The sequence below is a fragment of the Nonomuraea sp. NPDC026600 genome (genome assembly GCF_040638335.1).
GTDB lineage: Bacteria > Actinomycetota > Actinomycetes > Streptosporangiales > Streptosporangiaceae > Nonomuraea.
The window spans coordinates 92,710-118,095 of record NZ_JBEZYD010000043.1 but is presented as its reverse complement, the minus strand read 5'-3'; the positions used below and the strand labels follow the sequence as shown (position 1 = coordinate 118,095).

The window sequence follows — 25,386 nt, the reverse complement described above, 5'->3', positions numbered from 1 at the left end:
TACGCCACCCACCCGAACCACTCTCGACCGACCAGCGCTGACAGCTCTGCACGTTTACCCGTACTCAGCTCTGCACTCCAAGTAGTACGCCGACAGCGTCCGTCAGAGGATCCTCAACCGGGCACTCGGACGTGCGGCCACGGAGATCACGGAAGCACAGCTCGAGAAGCCGCCGCCGCGTCTCAGATAGGTGGTCCGCGAAACTGTCCGGTGATGGGGGACTGCTGTGGGCCGGCCTGAACGTCGAACCCGGCGACCTGCCAACCTCAGATGGGTGTAGCTCTTCCTCAGTGAGTGCCTGAGCTGGGGTTTTGTGGTCATGACTGTTCGACCCGTTGTCACGGTGACGATCACGCGCGAGACGCGGCAATGTCCTTGAGCACGTCCAAAAGGTCGATCACGCCCCACCGGCGGGAGATCTCCACCTTCAGCGCCTTCAGGCCTGTTCGGCTCCTGCTGCTTATTCAGTGGCGACGCGCTGATCCACGGCTCGCCCCTCTTCCGTGTGACCTTCGCCCCGCCGGTGGTGCCCCTGCGCATCGCCGTCTCCAGCCGATCCAGGTCGGCGGTGTGGCGGCGTTGCGGGTCGGCGATGAACGCCGGCGGGTCGCGCGGCTTGGACAGGACCTCGTAGTGCACGTCCCGGTTGTCGTCGAAGCCGGCCGGCAGGTTGGCCTTGGGGTTGCGCCAGGACTTGCCGCCCTCCACCCAAATCTCCGCCGCTGACTCGGATCGAGCGCAGTCGCGATCTCACCGAGCTGGTCGGCGCGTGCTCGGTGTTCGTGGCCGCGGTGGGCCCGGGTACCGCCGACGCTGCGCGGGCACGCCCTCACCGCCGAGAAGGCCACCGTGGCACGCAATCGCGCGACCGCCACAGGCCGAAGTTCCCCAAGAAGGCCGTCGAGTCCGGCGATGTGAGCCTGGCGCGGCTGCTGCGCGGCGAGTAGCGCCATGCCCTCCAGGGGCTTGGTCGATCATGCCGAGGTAGTCTCTCTGAAAGGCGACAGCTACAGTACCGGCTCAACGACCGAGACCTCGGCCGTGTCCCCGCGGCCAAGACCGACAACTAAAGATGAAGACTTCGGGTGGTTCAAGGTTCACCCGGAACATTCGGGTCACGATCGAGCCGGAATTGACGCCGCGATCGGATGAGCTTGTGATGGCTCACATTGTTTGATATCCGACCGATATCGGCCATGAGGTGCTGCTGCATCGGGCATTTGATTTAACGGAATTAACAACCCAAGGGCCGTATACCGTGGTGTAGCTACCGCTGCTGTCCTGGCAGAAGAGCACGACCCGTGTCTGAGTCACTCCGGCACCGCTGCACAGCGCCCAGCCAGTGCCGCCGATAGTGCCGATCTGCGCGTTAGTGCTGCAGGTCGCTGCCTGAGCGGGAGCGGTCGGTGACATTAGGGTTGTCGCGGCGGCGATCGCGGCCACCGCGGCCGCCGAAACGCCGAACTTCTTGATACGGCCCATTAGTTACCTCCTTCGGAGTCGATGTTTACTGCTTGATGGTAGTCACAGCCTTGGTGGAGATCCATAGGGGAAGGTATGCAATTTTAGTGAGCGGTTTACGGGCTGGCCGCAGGGCCGCAGATTGTAGTCCGGAATAGAGAAACAGTCTTTCTGTTTGAGAAGCTCAATCGGGCGTAGCTCTTCCTCAGTGGCTGGAGCGATCAAGCCGTGAGGGAGTATCCGTTCTGGTAGTCCCGTTCGTGTTGCCGGGCGCGGCGGAAACGCCAGTATTCGTCGAGATCACCGTTGGCGATCAGGGCGCGGAGTTTCAGGACGGCTTCGGCTCCGGCCAGGCCCCAGCGTGCCCCGGCGAGGTCGAATCTGTCGGCGATCAGATGGCGGCAGGCGCCTTCGATCACGCCGGTCGCGATCGGCCATCCCGCCTCCAGCGCCTGGTCGTAGCGCAGATACTCGACGTTGTTGGTGAGGTAGCGGATGCACGCCTCGATGCCGTCGCGGCGGTGGGCGGCCGTGGTGGCCGCCTGGCCGGACAGCGCGGTGATGACGTGGCCGGTGTGCCCGGCCCGGCCGCCGGGACAGCGATCACATCGTGCGGCCGGCGAGGCGCGGGCTCGGCGTCGTAGACCACCCCGCTCAACCGCCTGGCCTTGTCGAGCCCGCATGTGTCCACGGGCGGAGAACACTTCGACCCTGCGAGGTTCATGGGGCGGATCATGATCGAAGCAGCATCCGCCGCTGATGCCACGAAATCGCGGACATCCGCCATGGACCTAAGTAGAGTTCTAGCATGGGTACACCACGGATGACCCTTCAGACCCAACTCGTACTTCGAGCCCTCCTTGTAGACGCGACCCGCGAAATGTACGGCCTGGAGATCTGCGCCGCAGCCGGTCTCCAGGCCGGCACCATCCATCCGATCCTCGCCCGCTTCGAGGGAATCGGATGGCTCGAGTCCCGATGGGAGGACCTCGATCCACATGAGGCCAAACGCCCGCGGCGCCGCTACTACAGGTTGACACCAGACGGGTTGGAGCAAGCACGTGGAGCGCTTGCAGAGGCCGCTGCGAAAGCGCCGCAACTGTCTCTCCTGCCTCAGCGTCCGATTACAGGCGGTGCCACATGAGCAGTAAAAATGCTCAGGCGATTACCGAGCGTGATGCAGCAATTGAACTCGCCAGTGTCGCTGAACTCGCCCATGGTGATGCGCTCGATCTCGCCCACGAATTCGACACAGTCCTAGATCAAGCGCATGTGTGCGACCTGGCCGTCTATATGGACGTTGTCGCTTATCTCAGTCGCCTTGATGAACGTAGCTACCTCTTCGAACAAAGGTTGGAACTTGTACATACACTTGCCTACAACCTAGAACTCGATCACAACGTCTATCAGGCGCAAGATCTCGTCCGTCGTCTTATCAACCAGATCGCTCGGCACCTTCCTCTCGACCGTCCTTACTTCTTGGCTACTTACGGGCGAGAGGTCGGCGACGAACTGAGTCGCGCGCTGCGTGATCTTGCCTGGGCTTTGAGTAACATCTCTCGAGTTGCTCTTAATTCTGCGCACAGCGCAGAGAAGACTATCGCAATGCGCCCAGGAGGCGTATCACGGTCGGCGGCGGGTCTGCTGAAAGTCGGTCTGCAAATTGTGCCCAGCGCTGATCGCGAGCGTTATCGGGAAGAGCTGCTGGCAGATCTGCATGACATTGCGTCGGGAAAGGCTCCCAAGCTGGCGCAATTACGCTACGCGATCAATCAAGTGCTCCACGCTTTGCCCCTCCGGCTGAGCCTTCGACACCCCACGCGTTACGTACGAGATATAGCGTTTCGCCTTACGTATTGGATTCTGTCATCTGATGTCCGAACGTGGGGATTGCTCGGGCCGTTCATGGGCTGGGGTATCGTCAACATCCATCTTCAACAGGGATGGGGGTCCGCACTCTTCACCCTCCCCGGCGTAGTCGCTTTCTATGCAGGAATTGAGTGGATACGTAAGCGCTGGCGTGTCAAGTGAACGTCCGAACGTCTTTATCGGGAACAGAGTAGAAGGTGAGGTCGGCGGGCGTGGTGACCGAGAGCGCAGAGCCACCGACCCAACGCCGTTTGGTTAATGATCACGCTCTGGTTCGAGGTTGCCGGGCAAGAGCGCGACGGTGGGCGGTCCTGCGTGCCGGATGCCCTTGTCGGAGGGGCGGCGTTCTCTATAGCTGCTTCGTCGGGTGTGTTCGACGGCTCGGGGGTAACTGCGGTGCTGGCGGGAGGGGTTGCGATTGCGAGGCTGGCCGACTTGGTGGACGGTGCGCGTCCAGAGGGTGTCGTGGGGTGCAGGGGAAAGGCCGCCCGGCCAGTGATCGAGCGGCGCACGCTGCGGAGGGTAGTCAGGTACTTGATCCGGTCGGGGGAGCCCCCTCGGTGGTGGCCGCGACGCAGTTCAGGGTGGCCAGGGCCCAGTGGGTGAGTAGGCCAGGGTCTGTTCATCGTCCCAGCAGCCCGACACATCCGCCGCGACGATCGCGTGACTGGCGCACGCTGATGGCCACGACCCGGGCCTGCGCAAATGCGGTCTCATAGCCGCCTGCGCTGTCCTTGGGGAACTCTTCGAGGTTCGTCGGCGTGTCGGGCAGGTCGAGTACGAATCCGTCGATCGCCATCAGCCGTCGGCGGCCGAGCCATGCACCCATCGTCGCGAAGGGGGCGGCTGGGCGGGCCACACGCTCGAACACCTCCTTGACCGGCCCGGCACCCAAGCGCCGCCTGGCCTGTACGCGGCCAAGCTGAAGGGCTCCCCGGAGATGATCTAGGCTGGGCGCCTCGATCTACGACAGGTGGCGGCCTTCTTGCTTCCGTTACCGGTGATTCCCCCGCGTTGGGGGTTGTCCTTGTTGAACCTGGCGGCGCTGGCGGCTCCCGCTTCGCGTACCGCCTGGTGGGACTTCCTCGAAGAGCTGGCCTACTACTGGACGAGCTCTGTCTGCCCTTTGAGTAGTGAGCCGCCGGTCTTTACGGATGTCGGCTGGCTGGTGGAGATCCACTGGGCAACCATGTTCGCGGAGTTGAACGGCTGGCCCACCGCGGTGATGGCGCTCGGTCTGAGTGCGGCTCTCGCCCTTGGGGGAAGGCGGGGCGCCATCGCTGGGTGGATGACTGCGGCGCTGTTCGTGGTGATCGCTGTGATGTTCACGATGCCCTACGCCATCGAGATCGTCTCGGATGGCTGTATGGACACGCTCCGTTTCGGAGGTTGGGACATCGTCGAGTATGGACCGCTCCTGCAGTATGTGACCGGCGCGGTGCTGGTCATGTTCTTGGCGCTGGTTCGGCGGGAGGAGACGAATCGTTGCGCCCCGCTCGGGGGAACGCTGTCGGCCGCAGGTCGTACGGCCGCCGTACGAGTGGCGAGGTGACCTGAGCAGGCGTCAGGCGAGCATGCGGTTGGCGAAGTAGATCAAAGCAGTGGCCCCATGATCACATCGGTGATCATGGGGCCACTATCGTTGGGACGCTCAGCAGAGGGTCTCGTAGAACTCCGGATAGGAGCCCCGCGTGCCCACCCATGTCTCATCCCCGACGCAGTTCTCGTACTTGATCCCCGTCAGCGTGGTGCGGGTCGAGTCAGTGTAGTAGTACGTTTCGCAGTGGTAGTCGATCCTGCAGGCGCGGGCGTGCGCGGGCGAGCTGATAACGGTGAGGGTGCCGAGAGCGAGCAGGACGGCCAGCGATGCGCGGCGAATCATGAAGATCCTTCCTGGGGTGAGGAGCGCTGCTGCTCTCGATGATCGATCATCGAAGTGAATAGATCAATAAGGTCAATACTGGTAATCAACGGGTTAAAACGACTGTCAGACCGAACGATGTGCTGCCGAGTTCGTCGGTGACCGCGGCCTGAGTGCGCTGGCGCAGTCTCCGAGGCGAACGGGCCTCTCGCGTTGTGTCCGGCTGTCTGCGATGATCACCGACGTTCTACGGCCTGCCACGGTCGATACGCGGCGCCGACCGCCGCCCCGGCGGAAGTGGTCGGGGCGGCGGCGCGTGGCCGTGATGAGGTGGGGGTTACTCGAAGATCAGTCCCACGCCTGGGACGCACTTGGGCTTCTTGGGAGACATGACGAGGCCGTCTATGGTTATCGGAGTCTGCAGCGGTCCGCCCTGGACCTTCACCCCCGCGTAGTACTCATAGCGGACCGGCCGGAAGATGTCGCACGGGTCCTTGGGAATGTACTGGGCCGGGATCCAGGTCGACTCGCCGCCACCACCGCCGGGTGAACCCGTGTCGGGGCCGCCCGGAGTCGGCGGGCCGGGGAACGGGAGGACTTTGTCGGGGTCGAACCAGAGGTCCCACGACAGGACGATGCCGTTCGGGGTGATGGCGCGGCACACGCTGTCGATGTCGGTGTCCTCGCAGAGCGTCTTTCCCATCCCCGGATCGCCACGCACCGCCACGGCCCGCAGCGCTCCGTCCGCAGCGCCCGACACGGAACTCGCGAGGAGGCTGAGCTCAGCGTCGCGACCGATCGGCCTGCCGTATGTCGCTCCGTTGGCCATCTCGCCCTGAACATCCAGTCCGGTGAGTGAAGGTAGCAGACACAGCCAGCCTAATCGGATGATCGTCAGTTGGGAATACGTCGCTACCGTTGCCCCGGGCAGTTTCGGGGGCCGACGCTCTGCCCCGCACCGACGACGGTGACCTGGGCAGGGCTTCCCGGCACTATGGCGGCGGCCGTGCACACGATCTGCTCGACGGCCAGTGTGGACAGTTCGCTGGCCGGAGTGGACAGGGTCACCACCAAGGGGCGGCCCGGCTCGGCGGTCACCGAGAACGGGCCGACTTCGAACGGGACATCGGTGGTGAATCCGTGCGCCTGTTCCCTCGCGGTGGGGCCGTCTGCCAGCATCGCGAGCCTGTCCGATAGGTACAGTTGGCCACCGGGCCGCGTCACCGCGCTGAGTCGGCCGTTCTTGACCAGGTAGAGGGTGATCGTCGGGGTTGCTTCAACGCGCCCGCTGGGCGGGTCGCCGGCGGTGATGGCGTCGCTGGGTCGCACGCCGCAGCCGGCCACGGCGACGAGCGATACGAGGCCCGCGGCGAGCACGCGGCGGGCGAGCCCGGTCCTCACTCAGGCTCTCCGTCCGGATCGGGTGCCCGGCGTGGCAGGCGCAGCGTGAACATGGCGCCGCCGTCCGGGGCGTTGGTGACGGTGAGGTCGCCTCGGTGCAGGCGCGCGTTCTCCCGTGCGATGGCGAGGCCGAGGCCGCTGCCCTCGGACCTGGTCCTGGCCGCGCTGGCCTTGTAGAACCGGTCGAACACGTGCGGCAGCACCGCTTCGTCCAGCCCCGGTCCGTGGTCGCGGACCTCCAGAGCGATCCAGTGCGGGTCGGCGGAGAGCCGTACCGACACCGGTGGCTCGCCGTGCCGCAGGGCGTTGCCGACCAGGTTCGCGAGGATGACGTCCACCCGGCGCGGGTCCAGCAGTGCCGTCACCGCGGGTGGCAGCTCGGTGTGCACCGGCTCCGACCAGCCCCGGGCACGCAGGGTCGAGCGCACCAGCTCGGCCACGTCGACCTCGTTCAGCACGAGGGCCGCGACGCCGGAGTCGAACCTGCTGATCTCGATGAGGTCGTTGACCAGCCCGGTGAGGTTGAGCGTCTCCTGGCTGACCAGCCTGGCGGCCTGGCCGGCGTGCTCGGGCAGCCCGGCCGCCTCCTCGTCGAGGACGTCGGCGACCGCGGCGAGCGCGGCCAGCGGAGTGCGCAGCTCATGGGACACGTCGGCCACGAACCGGCGGGCGTCGGCCTCCATCTCGCGGAGCTGCTTGACGTGCCGTTCCAGTTCCGCGGCGGTGTTGTTGAACGTACGTGCCACATCGGCCAGCTCGTCGGAGCCGCGGACCACGATCCTGGTCCGCATCTCGCCCTCGCCCAGCAGGCGTGCCGCCCGACCGAGCTCGCGCACCGGGCCCAGCACGCCACGGCCGGCCAGCCACGCCAGGACGACCGCGAACGCCAGGGCCGCCCCACCGGTGCCCCAGGCCGACAGGGCGAGCTCGTCGATGCTGAGCTGTTCGGCAGCCAGGCTGCGCGCGACGTAGACCTCGATGCCGGACAGCCGCGTCGGCCGACCCTGCTCGACGATCAGCAACGGCGTGCCGACGATCAGCCAGGGCCCGTCCTGCAACACCACACGTTGCCACGCGGTAAGGCCGCCGGCCACCTCCCGTCGCAACTCCGGTGAAATCACCCCGAGATTCACGAGTGGCGGCTTCCCGCCCGGCCTCCAGCGCCCTGGCGGCCCGACCTCCGGCGGCCCGACCTCCGGCGGCCCGACCTCCGGCGGCTCGGCGGCCGGCGAGTGCATCTCGCCGTAGACGGCGAACCCACAGCAGTCATGGTCGGTCGCGGCGGTGGCGATCTCGTCGAGCTGGTCCTGGTCCGGTGTCGCAGTCTGCAACGGGTAGAGCGCCTGCAGGCGGCTTGTCATCGCGTGCACCGCGGCATCCTGCGCCCGTTGCAAGATGGCGTTGCGGGCCTGGACGTACATCCCGCCGGACACCGCCGCCGCGGTGACCACACACAGCAGCGCGAACGCGAACAACAGCCGGGCACGCAGCCCCAGGCTCGGCCGAGGTGCCACCGGCGGCTCACACCGGCCCGAACCGGTACCCGAACCCACGCACCGTCTGCACGTAGACGGGCGCCGCCGAGTCGTCCTCGATCTTCGCGCGCAACCGCTGCACGCACGCGTCCACGAGACGCGAGTCGCCGAAATACCCGTGCTCCCACACCGACTCCAGCAACTGCTGGCGGCTGTGCACCCGGCCCGGCGTGCCGGAGAGCTCGAGCAGCAGGCGCAGCTCGGTCGGGGGGAGGCTGACCGGCACGCCGCGGTTGGCGACCACCAGCCCGGCCCGATCGATGGTCAGGTCCCCGTGCCGCTCCAGCTCCGCCTGGTCCCGGCCGATCCGCCGGAGCACCGCGCGAATGCGTGCTTCGAGCACCCTGGGCTGCACCGGCTTGACCACGTAGTCGTCGGCGCCCGCCTCCAACCCGGCCACCACGTCGATGTCGTCGCCGCGCGCGGTCAGCATGATGATCGGTATCTCCCTGGCGGCCCGGATGCGGCGGCAGACCTCGAACCCGTCCATGCCAGGCAACATCAGATCGAGCACGACGACGTCGGGAAGGTCCGTACGCAGCCGGTCCAGCCCCTGCTCGCCGGACTCCACCGCGCGCACCCCGTACCCATGCCGGGTCAGGGCCAGCTCAAGGCCCTCCCGCACGGCCGGGTCATCCTCGATCAACAACACTCGCGACACGCCGCCGAGTTTCACCGCACGCTCCGTAACTCGTCCGCCGGTCAACCCCATCCACTATCGGCCGGCCGTGTCCCCGCCTCGTACGCGCCGTGTCATGGTTGTGTCACGGTCGCGCCGACGGTGGCCGCCGTCGATAAACCATGACATGCGGCGCATAACGCACGAACATTCGTCGCCAATCGTAGTTCGTCATGAACGAACCACGCACTATCCCACCTCGGCCCCGAGACCGGCTGTACGCCGCGGTCACGCTGGTGCTCGCGGTGCTCCTGCTGCCCGTGGCGTTCGTCCGCCATCCCGACCGCGCCCGCGAACTGGCCTGCCGCTGGGCGTTACGGATGCGATTCCCCGCCGAGGACCTCACCGGGCTCACCGACGGCGCCATGGCGGCGTTCATCGCGGCGCGCACCGAGGCGCTCTGGCGTCACGGCCAGCTCATCGGCCTCACCTCGGGATACCGCGATCCCCTTGTCCAGCAACGGATGTTCGACGAGGAGGTGCGCCGCTCCGGCTCCCCGGTCTTGGCACGCATGCTCGTGCTACCACCGGCGGAATCCAACCACGTCAAGGGCATCGCGCTGGACGTGCGCCCCCACGAAGGCGCGCGCTGGCTCGAGGAACACGGCGCCCGCTACGACCTCTACCGCATCTACGACAACGAGTGGTGGCACTTCGAGCACCGCCCGGACAGCGGCGGCACGCCACCACGACGACGACCCCACCCGGCGTGGGTATCGACCGGGCGTTCGGACAGGGGTTAGGGGTATGTCATCGGGGAGTAGCGACAAGTCCGGATTGCTGGGATGGCGCCTGCGAGCAGCGCGCGAGCTGGCGTTCGTGGGGCGGGAGGAAGAGCTCGCGGTTTTCCACGCGGCGTTGTACGGCGGCGGCTGCAGCGTTCTGTACGTGCACGGTCCTGGCGGCATCGGGAAGTCGGCCTTGTTGCGGCGGTTCGCTCACGAGGCCGCGGTGGCGGGGCGGCCGGTGTCCATGGTGGACGGGCGCATGCTGGAACCGTCGCCGGCGGTGTCCGAGGCCGAGGCCGAGCTGGGGCTTCGCGATGCGGACGCGGTGCTGCTGGTCGACCACTTCGAACGAATTCAGGGCTTGGAGGGATGGCTGCGCGAGCGGTTCCTGCCGCGGGTGCCCCTGGGGGCGCTGGTGGTGATCGCGGGGCGGAACCCGCCGGATATGCGGTGGCAGGCGGATCCGGGATGGGCGGGTGCGCTGGAGGTGCTGCCGCTGCGAGACCTGCGGGCCGGAGACGCGCGGGCCCTGATGGACTCCTCCGGGGTGCCGGCCGAGTCGCGCGAGCCGCTGCTGGCCTTCGCCGGTGGTCATCCGCTGGCGCTGCTCCTGGGGGCGGCCGTGGCGGTGAAGGACGGCGGGGCCGGCCGGCGGTGGACGCCGAATCAGGACGTGGTGGCCACGTTGCTGGATCAGCTGGTGGGCGAGTTGCCTTCGGCGGCGCATCGGCATGCTCTGGAGATCTGCGCGCATGCGTACATGACGACGGAGGACCTGCTGCGGGCGGCCTTGCCGGAGGACGCCGGGACGTTGTTCCGGTGGTTGCGGCGGTTGCCGTTCGTGGAGTCGGGCAGTCTCGGGCTGTTTCCGCATGACGTGGTGCGGGAGCTGCTGGAGGCGGACCTGCGATGGCGGGATCCCGAGGGGTACGCGGTGATGCACGACCGCATTCGTACGCAGTTGGCGGAGAGGGTGCGCGCGGCGAGCGATGTGGACGTGCTCGGCGCGGTGGCGGCGCTGCTCTACCTGCATCGCGACAACGGGGCGCTAGCCGGTTTCCACGGCCGCCACGACGAGGGCGAGTTCCAGGAAGAGGTGTTGCGGGAGGAGGACGTCGGCACGTTGCTCCGGGTGGCGACGGCAGCGGAGGGTGCGGCGGCCGCGGGCTGCGCCGCCTTCTGGGCGGAACGTCAGCCGGAGGCGTTCCGGCTGTATCGACGGACCGAAACCGGCGAGCCCGTGGCTTTCTCCGCGTGGTTGCGGTTGGCGGAACTCGATGAGGAGGAGCTGACGGCCGATCCCATCGTGGCCATGGCGTGGGCGCACGCGCGTGCCACCACGCCGTTGCGCGCCGGTGAACATGTGGCGGTCGGCCGACTTTGGGCGCTGCCGCCGTATCGGAACTCGCCGCTGATGGATTTGATCCAGTGGCGAGTGATCGGCAATTGTCTGCGGGCGGAGCGGATGGCCTGGTCATATATCGAGATACGGCATCCGAACCAAGCGTGGGGTTCCGGGATGCGTGACATCTCCGAGCAGCCGCGGCTGGGGGATGACGCCTGCACCCTGTTCGTTCATGACTGGCGCGCGGTGCCGGCGCGGGCGTGGCTGGAGCGGCTCGTCGCGGGGCCAGCCGGCGGCCCGAGTGCCGCGACGGCGAAACTGGCGGTGCTGTCCCAGACGGAGTTCGCTGAGGCGGTTCGCAAGGCGTTGCGCCAGTTGTCGCGGCCGGCCGCGCTGGCCGCTTCCCCACTGACGCGCACCAGGCTGATCGCCGAGCGGGCCGGGCAGAACCCGGCCACGGCGCTGGGTGACCTGCTACGCCAGGCGATCGACGGCCTGCGTGAGGATCCGCGCTCGGTCAAGTTCCACCGGGCGCTGTCCGTCACGTTCCTCCGCGGCACGCCCACCCAGGAGCTGGCCGCGGAACGACTCGGCCTCCCCTTCACCACCTACCGCCGCCATCTGACGGCCGGCATCGAACGTGTCCGCGCCGACCTGTGGCACCGGGAGCTGTACGGCACTAGCGCAAGATCCACCTGAGCCGTCACATCGTGTCAGTCGGCGAGCGCGAAGCCGGCCGCCGCCTCCGCGTGCAGTCGAGCGCTCGGCAGCACCGGGATGGCGCTGTCCTTCTCACCGATCAGCAGCTCGATCTCCGTGCAGCCGAGGATGACGCCTTCAGCGCCGTCGTCTGCGAGATCATCGATGATCTGGGCGTACGCGTCCCTGGACGATTCCCGGAGCACCCCGCGCACCAGTTCGTCGAAGATCACGCGATGGACCAGTTCCCGCTGCTCACGCCGCGGGATGACCACGTCGAAGCCGTGGGCGGCCAGCCGATCCCGGTAGAAGGGCTGCTCCATGGTGACCTGAGTGCCCAGCAGGCCGACCTTGCGCATGCCCCTGGCACGGACCTCGGCGCCCAGGGCGTCGGCGATGTGCAGCACGGGCACGCTCACGGCCCGCTCCACGTCGTCGCTCACCCGGCTGAAGGTGTTGCTGCAGATGAGCAGGAGGCCGGCGCCGAGATCCTCCAGTTTGCGGCCCGCACCGGTCAGCAACGTACTCACCTCGTCCCAGCGGTCGGTGAAGATGAGGTTCTCGACGGTCGTGTAGTCGACCGACCAGATGAGGCTGTTGGCGGAATGGCTGCCGCCGAGTCGCTCGCGTACCCGCTGGTTGATGATCTGGTAGTAGATCAGCGTCGATTCCCAGCTCAACCCGCCGATGAGACCGATAGTGCGCATGGAACTCCGTTTCGCCAGCTTGTTCAGCAGGGCCATCACTAGGCGCAGGCCAGCGCACGGGCGCAGGCACCGAGCCCGATCTCGCTGGAGGCCTTGACGAACACCACGTCTCCCGGTTCGAGAAGTGCGGTGGCCAGCCTGAGGGCCCCGGCCACGTCCTCGACGGTATGGACGGCCATGCCCTGGTCCGAGGACGCCGCTGCCCACGCCATCGCGAGCGGATCCCCTGCTCCGACCGCGATCAGCACGTCGAAGCGGAGGTCGGCGACGAGCCGGCCCATCTCCGCGTGCCGGGCGCGGGAGGCGTCCGCCTGCTGCCCCATCGCGCCGAGCACGGCGACGGTACGACGGGTACCGGCCAGGGCCTTCACCGCCCGCAGCCCGGCCCGCATGGATTCGGGGCTGGCGTTGTAGGCGTCGTCGACGATGGTGATGCCGTCAGGTCGTTCGACGATCTCCAGCCGGCCCGCGGAGCGCCGCCGGGCGGCGGTCAGCCCATCGGCGATCTCGGCGACGCCCAGGCGGAGCGCGGTGGCGACGGCGGCGGCGGCCAGGGCGTTGCTCACCTGGTGCTCGCCTATGAGGTCGAGCTCGACCGGGGCGCGGCCGGAGGGCGTCACCAACGTGAACGCGGTTCGCGCGCGGTCGGCCATCCGCACATCTTCGGCGCGCACCTGCGCCTCCGCCGACCCGCCGTACAACAGGATCTGGGCCCTGGTGCGGCCGGCCATGCCCATGACGTACGGGTCGTCGGCGTTGAGCAGCGCGAACCCGTCCGCCGGAAGTGCCTCGACCAGCTCGCCTTTGGCCTTGGCCACGTCGGCCGGCCCGGCTCCCATACGCTCCACATGTGCCGTGCCGACGTTGAGCACCAGCCCGACCTGGGGCGGTGCGAGCCCGGTCAGGTACGTCAGGTCGCCCTTCCGGCCCGCACCCATTTCCAGCACCAGGTATCGGGTGGTGGCATCGGCACGCAGCACGGTGAGCGGCAGCCCGAGCTCGTTGTTGAACGATCTGTCGGTGGCGACCGTCGCGGCGTGCCGTTCGAGCACCTGTGCCAGCAGGTCCTTGGTCGTGGTCTTGCCCACGGAGCCGGTCAGGCCGATCACGGTCGGGCTGATGTGTTCGAGCAGGTGCCTGGCCAGCAGGCCGATCGCGAGCTGGACGTCCTCGACCACGAGGGCGGGCACGCCGACGGGCCTCGAGGCCAGCACGGCGACGGCGCCGTCCGCGATGGCACCGGCCGCGTAGTCGTGACCGTCGACGCGGGCGCCGACCGTCGCGGCGAACAGGCCGCCAGGCACCACCTCGCGGGAGTCGACCGCCGAGGGCGCCGTCACCAGCGCCCGCGGGTCGCGCACGTCATACAGGCCTGCGCCGACGACCTGCGCGATCGTGTTCAGCGTCATGGGGATCACGAGCCGCTCCTGGCGAACGCGAGGTCGATGAGGCGGCGTAACAGGTCCGGGTACGGGACACCGCTTGCGGCCCAGGCCCTGGCGTAGACGGAACGGGAGGTGAAGCCGGGCATGGTGTTGATCTCCAGCACGTACAGGCGTCCCGTGTCCTCCTCATAGAGGAAGTCGGCCCGGGACAGGCCGTAGCCACCGATCGCCCGGAAGGCGCGCAGGGCCAGCTCGCGCACGTCCTCGGCCACCCGTTCCGGCAGCACGGCAGGGATGATGGCGAGCTCGGCCTGGCTGAGGTACTTGGCCTCATAGTCGAGCCAGTCGCCGGGCACGATGAGCTCGCCGGGCACCGAGGCATCCGGAGTGTCATAGCCGCCGAGCACACCGCAGATGATCTCGCGCGCGGTCACGCCCTGCTCGACGATGACCACCCGGTCGTGGGCCAGCGCCAGATCTACGCCCACGCGCAGTTCCTCCATGGAGGTGACACGTGAGATGCCGATGGAGGAGCCCATGCTGGCCGGTTTGACGTACATCGGCCAGTCGAGCGACTTCACCAGACCCCAGGAGTCGGTGGTGGTGCGCCATTCGTGCTCGGTGAACCACACATGTGGGGTGACCGGAATGTCCTCCGCCAGGAACGTGCGCCGCATCGCGACCTTGTTCATGGCCACGGCAGAGGACATGACGCCGCAGCCCACGTACGGGATGCCCAGCGTCTCCAGGTGACCCTGGACGACGCCGTCCTCGCCGAACGGCCCGTGCAGCACGGGGAAGACCACGTCCGCCAGATCGCGTCGCAGCTCCACCGGCCACCTGCCCTGCCGGTCGATGATGACGGCGACGGGCTCGTACCGATCCCTCGGCAGGGCATCGAGCACAGCCTGCGCCGACTGCAGCGACACCTCGTGCTCGGCGGACGGCCCACCCGCCAGCACAGCCACGCGTACGCGTTCGGTCACGATCGATCAGCCTTCCTCGGTGGCACGGAGACAGCACCGCTGGCGGCACGGTGTTCGCCGTCGCAGAGCCAGCCTGCCGAGTGTCGGCTTTTCGCCTGACCAGTTCCCAGGCCATTCGCTGTCCAGTTCCTGACCAAAGCGCGCCTGCGGCAAGACGATCATTGATACTCCCGGGGTATGTGAAGGTCATAGGTGGGCCCCGGCAGGCCATGGTCAGACGTCCAGATGTGTGGAGCGTTGGCGCAGGCGGGCGATGGTGGCGTCGACGTTCACGCCGCCGGCCCGGTTGTAGGGCAGCTTGGCCAGCAGCATCCCCATGGCGCAGGTGTCGGTGAGCGCGGCGAAGGCCAGGCCCGGTGCCGATGACCGCGGCGACGATCACGGCGGCGGGCAGCCAGAGACCCGCCACGACGGAGGCGAGCACGATGGTGCGTCGATCTGATCGAGGGGCAGGTTGATCGCGCCGTTGATGTGCGCGGAGGCGAACTCGGCGGGGGTGCGGACGTCCACGACGAGGACGTCGGGGTTGGCCGCGATCAGCGAGCGGGCGGAGGCGACGTCGATGCGGGACACGAAGGGGTTCTCCTGTTCGTAGCGAATTCGTAGCGAAAGGCGGGATCAGGCGGCGTCGCGCGTGCGGAGCGCGGTGACGACCTCAGAGACGCCCGCTCCGGTGAGCACGATCGGCCGATAGCCCTCGCGGGCGAGGAGGCCGCCGGCGATGGCGGCGCGGCGGCCGGAGGCGCAGGCGACGAGAACCGGCCGGGCGGGGTCGAGCTCGCCGGGGATTCCCTGGGCGAACAGGTCGGGCAGGAAGCACTCGATCGCTCCCGTCGGCCGTGTCCGCTCCCGCTCTCTGGGCATGCGCACGTCCAGCAGCTGAGCGTCCGGTCGGGTCAGGCGCTTGACGAAGGCGGCGAGCTCGGCCAGCTCGTAGGTCTGCGTGGCGGCCTCGCCGAGGTCGTGCACGACGCCGCGGACGGTGTCGATGCCGATCTGGGCGAGCTGGGTGACGGCCGCGACGACGTCCTGGTCGGGGCCGGCCACCAGCGTGATCGGTGCGGTGTCCGGCAGCAGCCAGCCTGTCCAGGTGCCGAAGTCGTCGTCCAGTTCGATGCCGATCGAGCCGGGCAGCATGCCGCGGGCCTGAGCCTGACGGGGCCGGATATCGACGACGTGAGTGTCTTCCATGGGGCGGTCGAGTTCGGGCACCCGGATGGGTGGCATGGGCGGCACGCCGAGGGTGTTGGCCGGCCCCATGCGCCGATAGAAGGCGGGGATGGGCATAGGGGCGGCCAGTAGCGTGTCGGCGAACTTCCCGGGTTCGTCGATGGCCAGCAGTGGATTGTCCTTCAGCTCCGCGCCGATGGTGGAGGTCAGCCTGCCGGCGTTGGTGGCGGTGCAGAAGGAGCCTTCGCCGTGGGTCGGGTACAGGGCGATGTCAGGCGGCAGCGCTGCCAGGCGGTGCAGGGAGAGGTGCTGGAGGCGGGCCAGGGAGCGGGCGCGTTCGGGGCCGAGCAGGTCGGGCCGTCCGGCCGAGGCGACGAGCAGGCTGCCGCCGGAGAACAGGGCGGCCGGATCGCCGTCGATGAGCACCAGGTAACTGGTGTGCTCAGGGGTGTGGCCGGGGGTGTGGAAGGGCCGGACGGTCAGGCTGCCGCCGTTGATGTCCTCCAGGTGGAAGGCGGGCGTGTGCGGGTAGGCGGGCGCCGCCGCGGCGGGCAGCACCAGCTCGGCGCCGGTGCTCAGGGCGGCCTGCTCGGCGCCGGAGACGTAGTCGTTGTGCAGGTGGGTCTCCAGCACGAACCGCAGGTCCACATCGCGCTCGGCGGCGGCCTCCAGGAAGCGGTCGATATCGCGCTGGGGATCGACGAGGACCCCCTTGCCCTCGTGAGTGAGCAGATAAGTCTGGTCGCCCAGACCTGGGGTGCGGAACGCCGTGACGTCCATGCGCTTACTCCTTCTCAATACCCCGGGGGGTATAATTGGGTTAAAAATAAGCGGCCGCGAACGTCGCGGCCGCAGGTGTCAAGCCAGAGCGAGGAAGAGTTTCTCCAGCTCGGCCACGCTCATGGGGGGCTGGTCGCCACGGTTCTGGGCGTCCTGGCAATGGCGCAGTCCAGTTGCGACGATCTTGAAGCCGGCCCGATCGAGGGCCTTGGAGACTGCGGCGAGCTGGGTGAGCACCTTCGCGCAGTCCTCGCCCGCCTCGATCATCGCGATCACGCCGGCTAGCTGGCCGTGTGCCCGCTTCAGCCGGGTCAGTGCGTCGCCCACCATGCTTTCGTTCAGCTCCATGTCCCAACCATACCCCAGGGGGTATCTGAAAAGGCAAATCGACCGTGTCGGCGCCGGGCGGGATCGACCTGACCCCGCCCGAGCGGCGCGACCTGGCGCTTTACGTTCTGCCATCACCGGGTCGGAAACCGCCGGCGTCGGCCTCGACTCAAGCGCGTTCGAAGGGGAGTACTTCCGTCAGATGGAGGATCAGCGCCCCGGGATTCCTGGTCTGTGTCATGATCCTGCCCGGCCCGGTGAACTCGAAGACCAGGCCTTCGCCTGACTTCAGTGATTGGACGGTCTTACCCTCGACCGCCCGGCGCAGATTGCTCTTGACCGTCTCGTCGTAGGCGACCAGGTGCCCGGAATCCACCACGACCTGCTGCCCCGCTGCCAGCGTGATCACGTCCATCGCGCCGTAGCAGCCGAGTACGACGACGCCGTCGCCCTGCGCCTTGATGAGGAAGCCGCCCTCGCTGCCGATGAGGTTGGACATGCCGCCCCACTTGGTGACGATGTCCACGCCCTCGCTGGACCCGATCCACGATCCCCTGGTCAGCATCAGCGAGTTCTCGCTCCGCACCTCGGCGGACTGGACGTCGCCCGGCAGGTGGTGCGCCACGTCCACCCACCCGCCACCTTCCGGAGCGGTGTAGCGAGTGGTGAACAGCGACTCCCCGCCCAGCGCCGAACGTGCCAGCCCACGCAGCAGACCACCCTCCACCTTGGCGTGGAGCTGGACCCCCGCACTCGTGGCGTACATCGCGCCCGCCTCGACGCGTAGAGTCTCCCCGCCGTCCAGATGGCAGCGCGCGACCGCGAACGAACCAGGGTGACGGATCTCGGTCTTCATGTACCCCTCCATCTCGATCGTCTTGCTCGCAGAGACTCTGCCGGACGGGCCATATATATTTCGTTGACAACGCGCAACCACTCCGATGCACGGTGGTGCGTGGGAAACGCCGCGATCGGCGTGGTGACCATCCAGTGACGTGGCCCGCAGGGGCGTACACGCTTTCATCACTAGTTATGCACATGCGCCGTCATATGATCCCTCTTCCCGCATGCGAGCATGCGTGCATGCGGGCGGAGGTCAACGCCGTCTGCGCCTGAACGGCTCGGCTCGCCAGGCGTCGGCGTTCCGCCGGTGTCGCCGTACGCATTCTGGTGCTCTCGTCTCACATGAAGGGTGGTGGCTTGTCCTGCCCGGGCGGATGTGGTTCGCCGTACTGGGTCCGGTGCGGGTCCTGCGGGAGGAGCGCGAGGTCGCTCTGGGCGGGTCGCAGCAGCGTGCCCTCCTGGCCTTGCTGCTGGCCGCCGGGGAACAGCCGGTCGGCGTCGAGGACCTGGTCGATGGGCTGTGGGGGCAGGATCCGCCGCGCACCGCGCTCAACGTGCTGTATCGCAATGTGGGGCTGCTACGCCGGGCGCTGGAGCCGGACCTGCGAGCACGTGAGGCAGGCCGGTGGCTGGTGCGGGCGGCGGGAGGCTACCGGGTCGTGGTGGACGCGACCAGCGCGGACCTTCTCCGATTCCGCCAGGACATGGTGCGGGCCCGGGTGTCCGCCGCCGAGGGACGACCGGCCGAAGCGGTGGAAGGTTACTCGCGGGCGCTGCGGTTGTGGCGAGGGGCCGCGGGCACCGGGATCACGCCCGAAGTGCGGGCCCGTCCGGTGTTCGTCGCTTTGGACCGGGAATTCGCGGCCGCGGTGGGCGAGGCTGCCACCTACGCGCTGACCGTCGGCCTGCCCGCGCGGTTGCTGCCGACGGTGCGGGCCGCTGCCGAGCGGGAGCCGCTGGATGAGCTGTTGCAGGCCAGGCTGGTGCAGTTGCTGGCCGCGACCGGCCGCCAGGCCGAGGCCCTCGGTGTCTATCGGAAGGTCCGCGAGCGTCTGGCCGAGGATCTGGGCATCGACCCCGGGCCCGAACTGATGGCGGCCGGAGAAGGTGTGCTGGCTGCTCTCGCCGCTGGGAGCGCCCTCGTGGCGTCGCCATCGCATGCTCTCCGCGACTCGGACAAAGCGTACGCGGGCGCGAGCAGGCCCGCTCAGTTGCCCGCCGATTCGCCGGCTTTCGCAGGGCGGCGCGCGGAGCTGGAGCAGCTGGCGGCGCTGGAGGAGGACTATGACGCTGCCGGGCCGGGCACCGCGGTGATCAGGGTCATCTGCGGCATGGGCGGCATCGGAAAGACCGCCTTGGCCCTGCACTGGGCACATCAGGTCGCCCACCGCTGTACCGATGGGCAGTTGTACGTCAACCTGCGCGGCTTCCACCCCAGCGAGCGGGCGATGAGCGCCGGTGAGGCGTTGAGCGTCCTGCTGGCCGGTCTCGGCGTGGCCGCGGAGGAGATCCCAGCCGCCGTGAAAGCGCGAGCCGCCCTGTTCCGTGACCGAGTAGCCGGACGGCGGATGCTCCTGCTGCTGGACAATGCCCGGGACGTGGAGCAGATACGCCCGCTGCTGTCCGCCGCCGCCGGTTGCCTGGTCGTCGTGACCAGCCGCGACCGGCTCGGCGGGCTCGCCGGCGATCAGGGGGCCCGCTCGACGAGCCTGGGCCCGCTGCCGGCCAATGAGGCCGCCGACCTGTTGCGCGCCCGGCTGGGTGCGGAGCGGGTGAACGCGGAGCCCGACGCGGCCGCGCAGATCCGGTCTCTGTGCGGCGGGCTACCGCTCGCGCTGGCGATCGTCACCGCCCACGCCCTGACCCAGCCGTCCTTCACCCTGGCAGCCATCGCGGCGGAGTTGCGCCGGGAGCGCGGCAGCCTGGACGCCTTCACCGGCTTCGACACGGCGGCTTCCCCCCGGGCGGTGTTCTCCTGGTCCTACCACGCGCTCACCCCGGCGGCGGCCCGGCTGTTCCGGCTGCTGGGCGCCGCGCCCGGGCCCGACATAAGCGCGTCGGCCGCGGCCAGCCTGGCCGGCGAGAGCGGTTCCCGCGTGCGCCCTCTGCTGGCGGAACTCACCACCACGCATCTGCTCACCGAGCACGTCGCCGGCCGCTACCTGTTCCATGATCTGGTACGCGCGTACGCCGCAGAGATGGCCGCCGCGGCGGACCCGGGCCACGATCTCACGGCCGCCCAGCACCGGCTTCTGGACCATTACCTCCGTACGGCCCACCGCTGCTCGGAGCTGATGAAGCCGGGCCAGAACGTGCTTCCCCCGCCGGAGCCACGTGCCGGCGTCACCCCGGACCGGATCGGCGACACGACCCAGGCGCTGGCCTGGTTCATTGCAGAGGAGAGCGTCATCCTCGTCACGGTCGAGCACGCCGCCCGGCTGGGGCTCGACCACCATGTCGTGCATCTGGCCTGGTCGATGCATACCTACCTGATCCTGCTGCGGCCCGCGGAGAGCGCGCTGGCATTGGCGCGGATCGCGGTACGAGCCACGGCCGGGCTGAGCGACGCGTCCATGCGGGCCCACACGATGCACGCTCTGGCATCGGCGTGTACACGTGCCGAACTGCCCGAAGAGGCGTACGACAACTACTGGCGTGCGCTGAGGCTGTTCACCGAGCTGGGGGACGTGAAGGGCCAGGCCGTCGCGCATCTTGAGCTGACCCGCCTGCACGACAGGCAGGGCCGTTTCACGGAAGCGCTGCACCACGCGCGGCGGTCTCTCCACCTGTCCCGGCAGGACGGGGTGGGCACCTTCGAGGAGGCCGGTGCCCTGAACGCGGTGGGCTGGGTGCTCATCCGGCTGGGCGAACATCGCGCGGGCCTGGCATACAGCCGACGGTCGCTGGCCCTGCACACCGCGATCGGCAACGTGATCGGCCAAAGCTTCAACCGCTACACCATCGGCTGGGCGCATCACGCTCTGGGCGAGCACCGTGCCGCCATCGACAACTATCGCAGGGCCATGGCACTGGGCGACGGCCCGGGATGGCACGGTCGTGACCACGACGCTCTGGTGCTGGAACGGCTCGGCGACGCCCTGCACGCCGTCGGCGACCACGAGGCCGCCCGGTCGAACTGGCGGGCGGCCCTGGAACGCCTCTACGACTCCCGGATCGAAGCCAGAGCGGTCATCCTCGCCAAACTCGGCGGCCACGGGTGATGTCGCTCCACCGCGTCAGACCATGGGCAACGCCGGCGCGGTGGTGAGGCGCTCCGAGTAGAACCGCAGCAGCCTGCTCAATGCCGCGTCACACGGTTCGACGCCCTCGTGCGCCCATGCCTGTCGTCTTGCGAACGCCTTGACCAGCCGGTGGTACTGATAGGTGCCGCGGGGCCCGGCGAGCAGCAGGTGCGCGTCGACCAGCGACTCCAGAAGCCGAAGCGCCTGTAGGCGCGGCACGTCGAGCAGTGCCGCGACCGACTCCGGCGTCAGCTCGCCATAGTCGGGCAACGCGGCGAGCCGGAAGGTCGTGGCCTGCTGCGCGCCGAGCCGGCTCTGCGCCAACAGTAGGGGCGCCTCGATCAGCGCGCAGCCGTCGTCCGTGCCCGCGGGCCGGTTCAGGTCGTCCTCCAGTTGCAGGCGGACCTGCCGCACCGTCTGGTGCGGTCTGGCCTGCAGCAGGTCGGCGGCCACGCGTACGGCCAGTGGCTGGTGGGAGCAGAGGTCGACCAGCTCGACGGCGGCTTGCTGCTCCTCGAGGACCCGCCGGTGGCCGGCCAACTGGATGAGCATCCCCAGTGCGTCGGTCGAGGGCAGGGCGTCCAGCCTGACCCAGCGCACGCCGGACAGGTCGATCAGGTGCCGCCACGTGGTGACGATCGCGGCACAACCCGGCGCGGCCGGCAGCAGATGGCGTACCTGGTCCGCGTCACTCGCGTCATCCAGCAGGATCAACACCCGTCGATCGGCCAGCACCGTTCGCCACAATGCCGCCCGCTCCTCAAGACCGTCGGGCAAGCGGCTCTCCGGCACGCCGAAAGAACGCAGGAACGAGCCCAGCACCGCGGCGGGGGCCACCGGTCGATCGCTGGATGCCCCGAGGTCCGCGTACACCTGGCCGTCCGGGAACCGGTCCCGCGTCGTGTGCGCGGCCTTGATGGCCAGCGCGGTCTTTCCCACACCGCCGAGTCCGGTGATCGCGACGACCGGCGTCCACCCGGCAGGGCTGAGCGCGTCCTGGATGTCAGCGAGCTCGGCGTCCCTGCCCACGAAACCGGGCGGCAGGGCGGGCACCTGGGCGGGCGGCCGCTCGGTCGCGCGGGCCGGAGCCGGTTGCGGTGCCGGCGCGGCGAGCCCGGGGTCGGCGCGCAGGATGCGGACGTACACATCACGCAGGCCGGCGCCGGGGTCGATGCCGAGTTCCGTGGCGAGCAACTGCCGCACCTCGTCGAACGCCGACAGCGCCTCCGCCTGCCGGCCCGACCGGTACAGGGCGATCATCTGCAGTTCGCGCAGCCGCTCGTGCATGGGCGCGGCGGCGACGGCTGCCGCCAGTTCCTCGCTGACCTCGGCGTGCAGGCCGAGGTCCAGGTCGAGCGCCAGCTTCTCCTCCTGGGCGGCCACTCTGTGTTTGATCAGGCGCGCCCGTTCCTGCTCGATGTAGTAGCCGTGGGCTCCGCCCAGGGGTGTGCCCTGCCAAAGCCGCAGAGTGTCGCGCAGCAGGTCGGCCGCCTCGGCTGAGTTTCCCTGCCCGCGCATGGCCTGCGCCTCGCGTACCTGCCGGCGGAAGGCGTCCCAGTCCACGGACCCCGTGCCGGCGGCGATGGCGTAGCCGCCGCCCAATGACCTGATCACCTGGTCGTCGACCTCGGCGGGGGACATGACGCGCCGCAATCTGCAGATATAGGTGCGTACGACGGACAGCGCGCTGCCAGGCGCCCGCTCCTCCCACAGCGCGTCCACGATCTCCTCGGCCGACGCCACGTCACCCTCGCGCAGCAGCAGGAAGGCGAGCACCGCTCGCTGCTGGGGTGAGCCCAGATCGAGTTCCGCATCACCGCGCCACGCTCGGACCGGCCCCAGCAGGGAAACCCGTAACTCTGTGCCCATGATCGATGGTCCTCCACCTCAAATCCCGACAATCTGCCCGTTGATCCCGCGCGCGCCCGCCGGTCCCACGGCATCACGCCGCGAAACCCTGCTGATCGGTAAAGCCCCTGGCCCAGAGGGGGGTATGACGCGTCGTCAGGACACGGGTAATCGTAGGCCGGGGTTGTGCCTAAGAACTGACTGGAGGTGATCGGCCGCACCGCCCGCCCCGGCCCCGGCCACCGCGTATACGCGCCGTCAACGTTTCACCTGCGGGGCGAGCCCTACGTTCGAGCCCCATGTCGAGTCATCGGATATCGCCGGGACACACGGACATTCCCGTGGTTCCGGAGAGCGACACCCCCGCGCCTCAGGAGACCGAGGGCGGCGTTCTGGCACTGCTCGAACGCATCGGCTCCGTCGTCGTGCCCGTCGCGGTGGCGCTCTACGCGGTTCTCTACATCGGGGTCGAGCAGATGTACGCCGTCTTCGGCGTCAATCCGCAGCAGGTGGGTGTCGACCAGTCGGTCCTGCTCGGGCGCATGATGAGCACCCTGGTCCTGCTCCTGCTGGTGGGCATCCCGCTGTTCGGAGCCCTCGTCGGCCTGGGCTGGCTGATCGACAAGATGACCGGTGGCATGACGGGCAGGCTTCTCCAGAGTGCCAGGGAGCGGCCCTGGATCGTCGCCACCATCGGGGCGTTGTGGTGCGGGGCGACGTACTGGGGTGTCTTCAACCTCGTCGGCGATCTGGACCTGATCTTCATGGTCGTCATCGCGGTTGGGCTCGGCGTGCTGGCCTTCCTGGTTCCGTTCCGGCTGCTGCGCCGCAAGCCGCTCGGGCGTGCCGGGACGAAGGTGGTCATCGGCGGCCTGACCGGGGTCGGCCTGGGTTTCCTTCTCATCCTGGGCCTGATCCAGAGTGCGGTCGAGGTCCAGGAGACCGGGCAGGCCAACGACCTGCTGAGCTATGTCGGCTTCCAAGACCAGTGGGCGGTCGTGAAGAGCGCCGACAACGACAAGCCGCTCTACGACGGTCGCTGGATGATGCTGCTGGGCGAGAGCGACGGCACGTACGTCCTGTACGACTGCGACAAGCTCGAGACCTTCCGAAGGCCCATGGAGACCACCAACCTCAGCCAGATCCAGCTCGACCCCGAGCGTAAGGACGGCTTCACCTGCGGCGACCTCGCAAAGTAGGACGCCCCATCACCAAGCGTCGGCGGACAGCCCGCGTTCGTCGTTCGGGCTCATCCGAACGCGCTCTCTCGAAACACCCACTCCAAGGAGAATGAAATGATCTTTTTCTTGATCGGCTGCGTGATCTCCGGGGCCATCGCCGGCGGCCTGGGCCGGCTCATCCTGCCTGGACGTCAGAACATCAGCGTGTTCGCCACCATCGCCGCGGGTGCCGTCGCCGCCGGCGTCGGCACCGGGATCGCCTACCTGCTCGGCTTCGCCGACAGATCCTGGCTGGTGTTCGTCGTGCAGATCGTCCTCGCTGTCGGTTGCGTGGCCATCGTGGCGAGCGCGTCCGGCAAGAAGAGCGGGTCCTGAGGCGACAGCAGCACAACCCATACGAAGGCGGCCGCCGCCGGAGCATCAAGCTCCGGCGGCGGCCGCCGTCTTTGTGATCAGCCGAGATTCTCCGGCGAGGCGGGCAACCCGGCGATCCAGCCGAGAACAAGCTCGTTGAACTCCGTCGCTCTCTCCTGATGGATCCAGTGGCCGACCCCGTCCCAGGCCACCGCCGAGCTGTACGGATGCGGGCTGACCGACTCGTCCCAGCCGAGGTCTATGCCCTTCGCCTTCAGAGAGGCGTTCGCGGACACCGTCAGGACCGGGCAGGCTCTCCGGCGTAGATAATCCTCGGCACCGGGGCGCAACGTCACCTCGTTCGGCGCCTCGAACAGGCCCTGGAACACCGCGGCGGCGGTCTCCGGAGCGGTCCCCAGCGTCCGGCGGCGGTGCCAGGCAGGCAGCCAGCCGAGCGCGGGCTCGACCTCGGGCGCCTCCATCGCGCTCAGTACGGCCGCGGCCACGCCGACCGGGTCAGGAGTACGGAAGGCGGCGGCGACCTCCGCGGCGAAGCCGGAATCGAAACCATAGCTGGGATCGACGGCGACGACAGCACGGACGAGGTCCGGGCGCTCGACGGCGAGCACGGACGCGACCACCGCGCCCAGGGAGTGGCCCACCACGACGACGGGCCCGCTTCCGAGCTGGTCGAGCAGCGAGGCCAGGTCGCCGGCGAAGTCATGAGGAGCGAGACCTCCCGAGACCGAGGACGATCTGCCGTGGCCGCGAAGATCCGGCGCGATCACCCGGTGCCGAGCCGTGAACGGCTCGATCTGCGGGCTCCAGTCATGCGAGTCACACGTGCCTCCGTGGACGAAGAGCACCGCCTCTCCGCCGGAGCCCTCGTCGGTGTAGAAGAGTTGCCCGTCACCCACGGTGAAGTAGCTCACGTTTCATCCCCCTGCTGTCTGCGATGGTCAGGAGACCGAGCCTTGGCCCGGCC

At 68.5% G+C, this 25,386-nt stretch carries 25 protein-coding genes and 1 pseudogene; 8 read left to right on the top strand and 18 right to left on the bottom strand.

All coding sequences use genetic code 11. The annotated features are described in order from the left end of the window. Window positions 1-102 precede the first annotated feature (102 nt). The 3 genes and pseudogenes from AB0F17_RS55545 to AB0F17_RS55535 form a co-directional block, all read right to left on the bottom strand. Window positions 103-708: a hypothetical protein gene (locus tag AB0F17_RS55545; RefSeq protein WP_358041957.1), complete on the bottom strand. Its 606-nt coding sequence runs from the start codon at window positions 706-708 to the stop codon at window positions 103-105. Between the two features lie 456 nt (window positions 709-1,164). Then, window positions 1,165-1,482 carry a hypothetical protein gene (locus AB0F17_RS55540; protein WP_358041954.1) on the bottom strand — a complete coding sequence of 106 codons (318 nt, stop codon included), beginning with the start codon at window positions 1,480-1,482 and terminating at the stop codon, window positions 1,165-1,167. Window positions 1,483-1,682: 200 nt separating this feature from the next. Next, a pseudogene (locus AB0F17_RS55535) lies at window positions 1,683-1,970 on the bottom strand (ISKra4 family transposase); the annotation flags it as partial. A 299-nt stretch (window positions 1,971-2,269) separates the two neighbouring features. Between AB0F17_RS55535 and AB0F17_RS55530 the strand changes: the two are divergent. Next, the gene (locus AB0F17_RS55530) at window positions 2,270-2,605 is read left to right on the top strand and encodes a helix-turn-helix transcriptional regulator (protein ID WP_358041951.1); all 336 of its coding nucleotides are present in this window, start codon (window positions 2,270-2,272) and stop codon (window positions 2,603-2,605) included. Continuing rightward, window positions 2,602-3,492, top strand: a complete 891-nt coding sequence (locus AB0F17_RS55525; RefSeq protein ID WP_358041948.1) for a hypothetical protein — start codon at window positions 2,602-2,604, stop codon at window positions 3,490-3,492. The genes AB0F17_RS55530 and AB0F17_RS55525 overlap by 4 nt, the downstream gene beginning before the upstream one ends. Before the next feature lie 460 nt (window positions 3,493-3,952). On the opposite strand, the gene AB0F17_RS55520 is transcribed toward AB0F17_RS55525, so the two are convergent. Continuing rightward, window positions 3,953-4,201: a hypothetical protein gene (locus AB0F17_RS55520; protein ID WP_358041945.1), complete on the bottom strand. Its 249-nt coding sequence runs from the start codon at window positions 4,199-4,201 to the stop codon at window positions 3,953-3,955. Between the two features lie 159 nt (window positions 4,202-4,360). Here AB0F17_RS55520 and AB0F17_RS55515 point away from each other — a divergent pair, with 159 nt between their 5' ends. Next, window positions 4,361-4,882: a hypothetical protein gene (locus tag AB0F17_RS55515; protein WP_358041942.1), complete on the top strand. Its 522-nt coding sequence runs from the start codon at window positions 4,361-4,363 to the stop codon at window positions 4,880-4,882. 99 nt (window positions 4,883-4,981) lie between these two features. Here AB0F17_RS55515 and AB0F17_RS55510 read toward each other — a convergent pair whose 3' ends face one another. From AB0F17_RS55510 to AB0F17_RS55490, 5 genes are all read right to left on the bottom strand, one after another. Beyond that, window positions 4,982-5,212 (bottom strand): hypothetical protein, encoded by a 231-nt coding sequence (locus AB0F17_RS55510; protein WP_358041939.1) that lies wholly within the window; start codon window positions 5,210-5,212, stop codon window positions 4,982-4,984. A 316-nt stretch (window positions 5,213-5,528) separates the two neighbouring features. After that, window positions 5,529-5,951, bottom strand: a complete 423-nt coding sequence (locus AB0F17_RS55505; protein WP_358041936.1) for a hypothetical protein — start codon at window positions 5,949-5,951, stop codon at window positions 5,529-5,531. A 152-nt stretch (window positions 5,952-6,103) separates the two neighbouring features. After that, window positions 6,104-6,592, bottom strand: coding sequence for a hypothetical protein (locus AB0F17_RS55500; RefSeq protein ID WP_358041933.1), 489 nt, complete (start codon window positions 6,590-6,592; stop codon window positions 6,104-6,106). Beyond that, complete coding sequence (locus tag AB0F17_RS55495; RefSeq protein ID WP_358041930.1) at window positions 6,589-8,106, bottom strand: HAMP domain-containing sensor histidine kinase; 1,518 nt, start codon at window positions 8,104-8,106, stop codon at window positions 6,589-6,591. Before AB0F17_RS55495 ends, AB0F17_RS55500 begins: the two co-directional genes overlap by 4 nt. A gap of 7 nt (window positions 8,107-8,113) precedes the next feature. Continuing rightward, window positions 8,114-8,788 (bottom strand): response regulator transcription factor, encoded by a 675-nt coding sequence (locus AB0F17_RS55490; RefSeq protein WP_358041927.1) that lies wholly within the window; start codon window positions 8,786-8,788, stop codon window positions 8,114-8,116. A 191-nt stretch (window positions 8,789-8,979) separates the two neighbouring features. Between AB0F17_RS55490 and vanY-N the strand changes: the two genes are divergently transcribed. After that, window positions 8,980-9,549, top strand: coding sequence for a D,D-peptidase/D,D-carboxypeptidase VanY-N (vanY-N, locus tag AB0F17_RS55485; protein ID WP_358041924.1), 570 nt, complete (start codon window positions 8,980-8,982; stop codon window positions 9,547-9,549). Between the two features lie 4 nt (window positions 9,550-9,553). Continuing rightward, the gene (locus AB0F17_RS55480; RefSeq protein WP_358041921.1) at window positions 9,554-11,578 is read left to right on the top strand and encodes an ATP-binding protein; all 2,025 of its coding nucleotides are present in this window, start codon (window positions 9,554-9,556) and stop codon (window positions 11,576-11,578) included. A gap of 14 nt (window positions 11,579-11,592) precedes the next feature. Here the strand turns inward: AB0F17_RS55480 and AB0F17_RS55475 are convergent, their stop codons facing one another. From AB0F17_RS55475 to AB0F17_RS55445, 7 genes are all read right to left on the bottom strand, one after another. Further along, window positions 11,593-12,285, bottom strand: a complete 693-nt coding sequence (locus tag AB0F17_RS55475) for an aspartate/glutamate racemase family protein (RefSeq protein ID WP_358041918.1) — start codon at window positions 12,283-12,285, stop codon at window positions 11,593-11,595. 38 nt (window positions 12,286-12,323) lie between these two features. Further along, window positions 12,324-13,694, bottom strand: a complete 1,371-nt coding sequence (murF, locus tag AB0F17_RS55470; RefSeq protein WP_358041969.1) for a UDP-N-acetylmuramoyl-tripeptide--D-alanyl-D-alanine ligase — start codon at window positions 13,692-13,694, stop codon at window positions 12,324-12,326. 5 nt (window positions 13,695-13,699) lie between these two features. Next, window positions 13,700-14,656, bottom strand: a complete 957-nt coding sequence (locus AB0F17_RS55465) for a D-alanine--D-alanine ligase family protein (RefSeq protein WP_358041915.1) — start codon at window positions 14,654-14,656, stop codon at window positions 13,700-13,702. 378 nt (window positions 14,657-15,034) lie between these two features. Next, window positions 15,035-15,229, bottom strand: a complete 195-nt coding sequence (locus AB0F17_RS55460) for a rhodanese-like domain-containing protein (RefSeq protein ID WP_358041912.1) — start codon at window positions 15,227-15,229, stop codon at window positions 15,035-15,037. Window positions 15,230-15,274: 45 nt separating this feature from the next. Then, a complete protein-coding gene (locus AB0F17_RS55455; protein WP_358041909.1) occupies window positions 15,275-16,606 on the bottom strand; it encodes an MBL fold metallo-hydrolase in 1,332 nt (443 codons plus the stop codon). 78 nt (window positions 16,607-16,684) lie between these two features. Continuing rightward, entirely contained in the window at window positions 16,685-16,954 is a 270-nt protein-coding gene (locus AB0F17_RS55450; protein ID WP_358041906.1) for a metal-sensitive transcriptional regulator, read from the bottom strand. A 148-nt stretch (window positions 16,955-17,102) separates the two neighbouring features. Further along, window positions 17,103-17,789: a TIGR00266 family protein gene (locus AB0F17_RS55445; protein WP_358041903.1), complete on the bottom strand. Its 687-nt coding sequence runs from the start codon at window positions 17,787-17,789 to the stop codon at window positions 17,103-17,105. A gap of 361 nt (window positions 17,790-18,150) precedes the next feature. On the opposite strand from AB0F17_RS55445, the gene AB0F17_RS55440 reads away from it, so the two are divergent. Further along, a complete protein-coding gene (locus AB0F17_RS55440; protein ID WP_358041900.1) occupies window positions 18,151-20,997 on the top strand; it encodes a BTAD domain-containing putative transcriptional regulator in 2,847 nt (948 codons plus the stop codon). A 15-nt stretch (window positions 20,998-21,012) separates the two neighbouring features. Here AB0F17_RS55440 and AB0F17_RS55435 read toward each other — a convergent pair whose 3' ends face one another. Then, window positions 21,013-22,887 (bottom strand): BTAD domain-containing putative transcriptional regulator, encoded by a 1,875-nt coding sequence (locus AB0F17_RS55435; protein ID WP_358041897.1) that lies wholly within the window; start codon window positions 22,885-22,887, stop codon window positions 21,013-21,015. A gap of 320 nt (window positions 22,888-23,207) precedes the next feature. Between AB0F17_RS55435 and AB0F17_RS55430 the strand changes: the two genes are divergently transcribed. Together AB0F17_RS55430 and AB0F17_RS55425 are read left to right on the top strand one after the other, a co-directional pair. Beyond that, window positions 23,208-24,065, top strand: coding sequence for a hypothetical protein (locus AB0F17_RS55430; RefSeq protein WP_358041894.1), 858 nt, complete (start codon window positions 23,208-23,210; stop codon window positions 24,063-24,065). A gap of 96 nt (window positions 24,066-24,161) precedes the next feature. Next, the gene (locus AB0F17_RS55425; protein WP_358041891.1) at window positions 24,162-24,422 is read left to right on the top strand and encodes a GlsB/YeaQ/YmgE family stress response membrane protein; all 261 of its coding nucleotides are present in this window, start codon (window positions 24,162-24,164) and stop codon (window positions 24,420-24,422) included. Between the two features lie 77 nt (window positions 24,423-24,499). Here the strand turns inward: AB0F17_RS55425 and AB0F17_RS55420 are convergent, their stop codons facing one another. Then, on the bottom strand, window positions 24,500-25,333 hold the full coding sequence (locus tag AB0F17_RS55420) for an alpha/beta hydrolase (RefSeq protein WP_358041889.1): 834 nt from the start codon (window positions 25,331-25,333) through the stop codon (window positions 24,500-24,502). Between the last annotated feature and the right edge of the window lie 53 nt (window positions 25,334-25,386).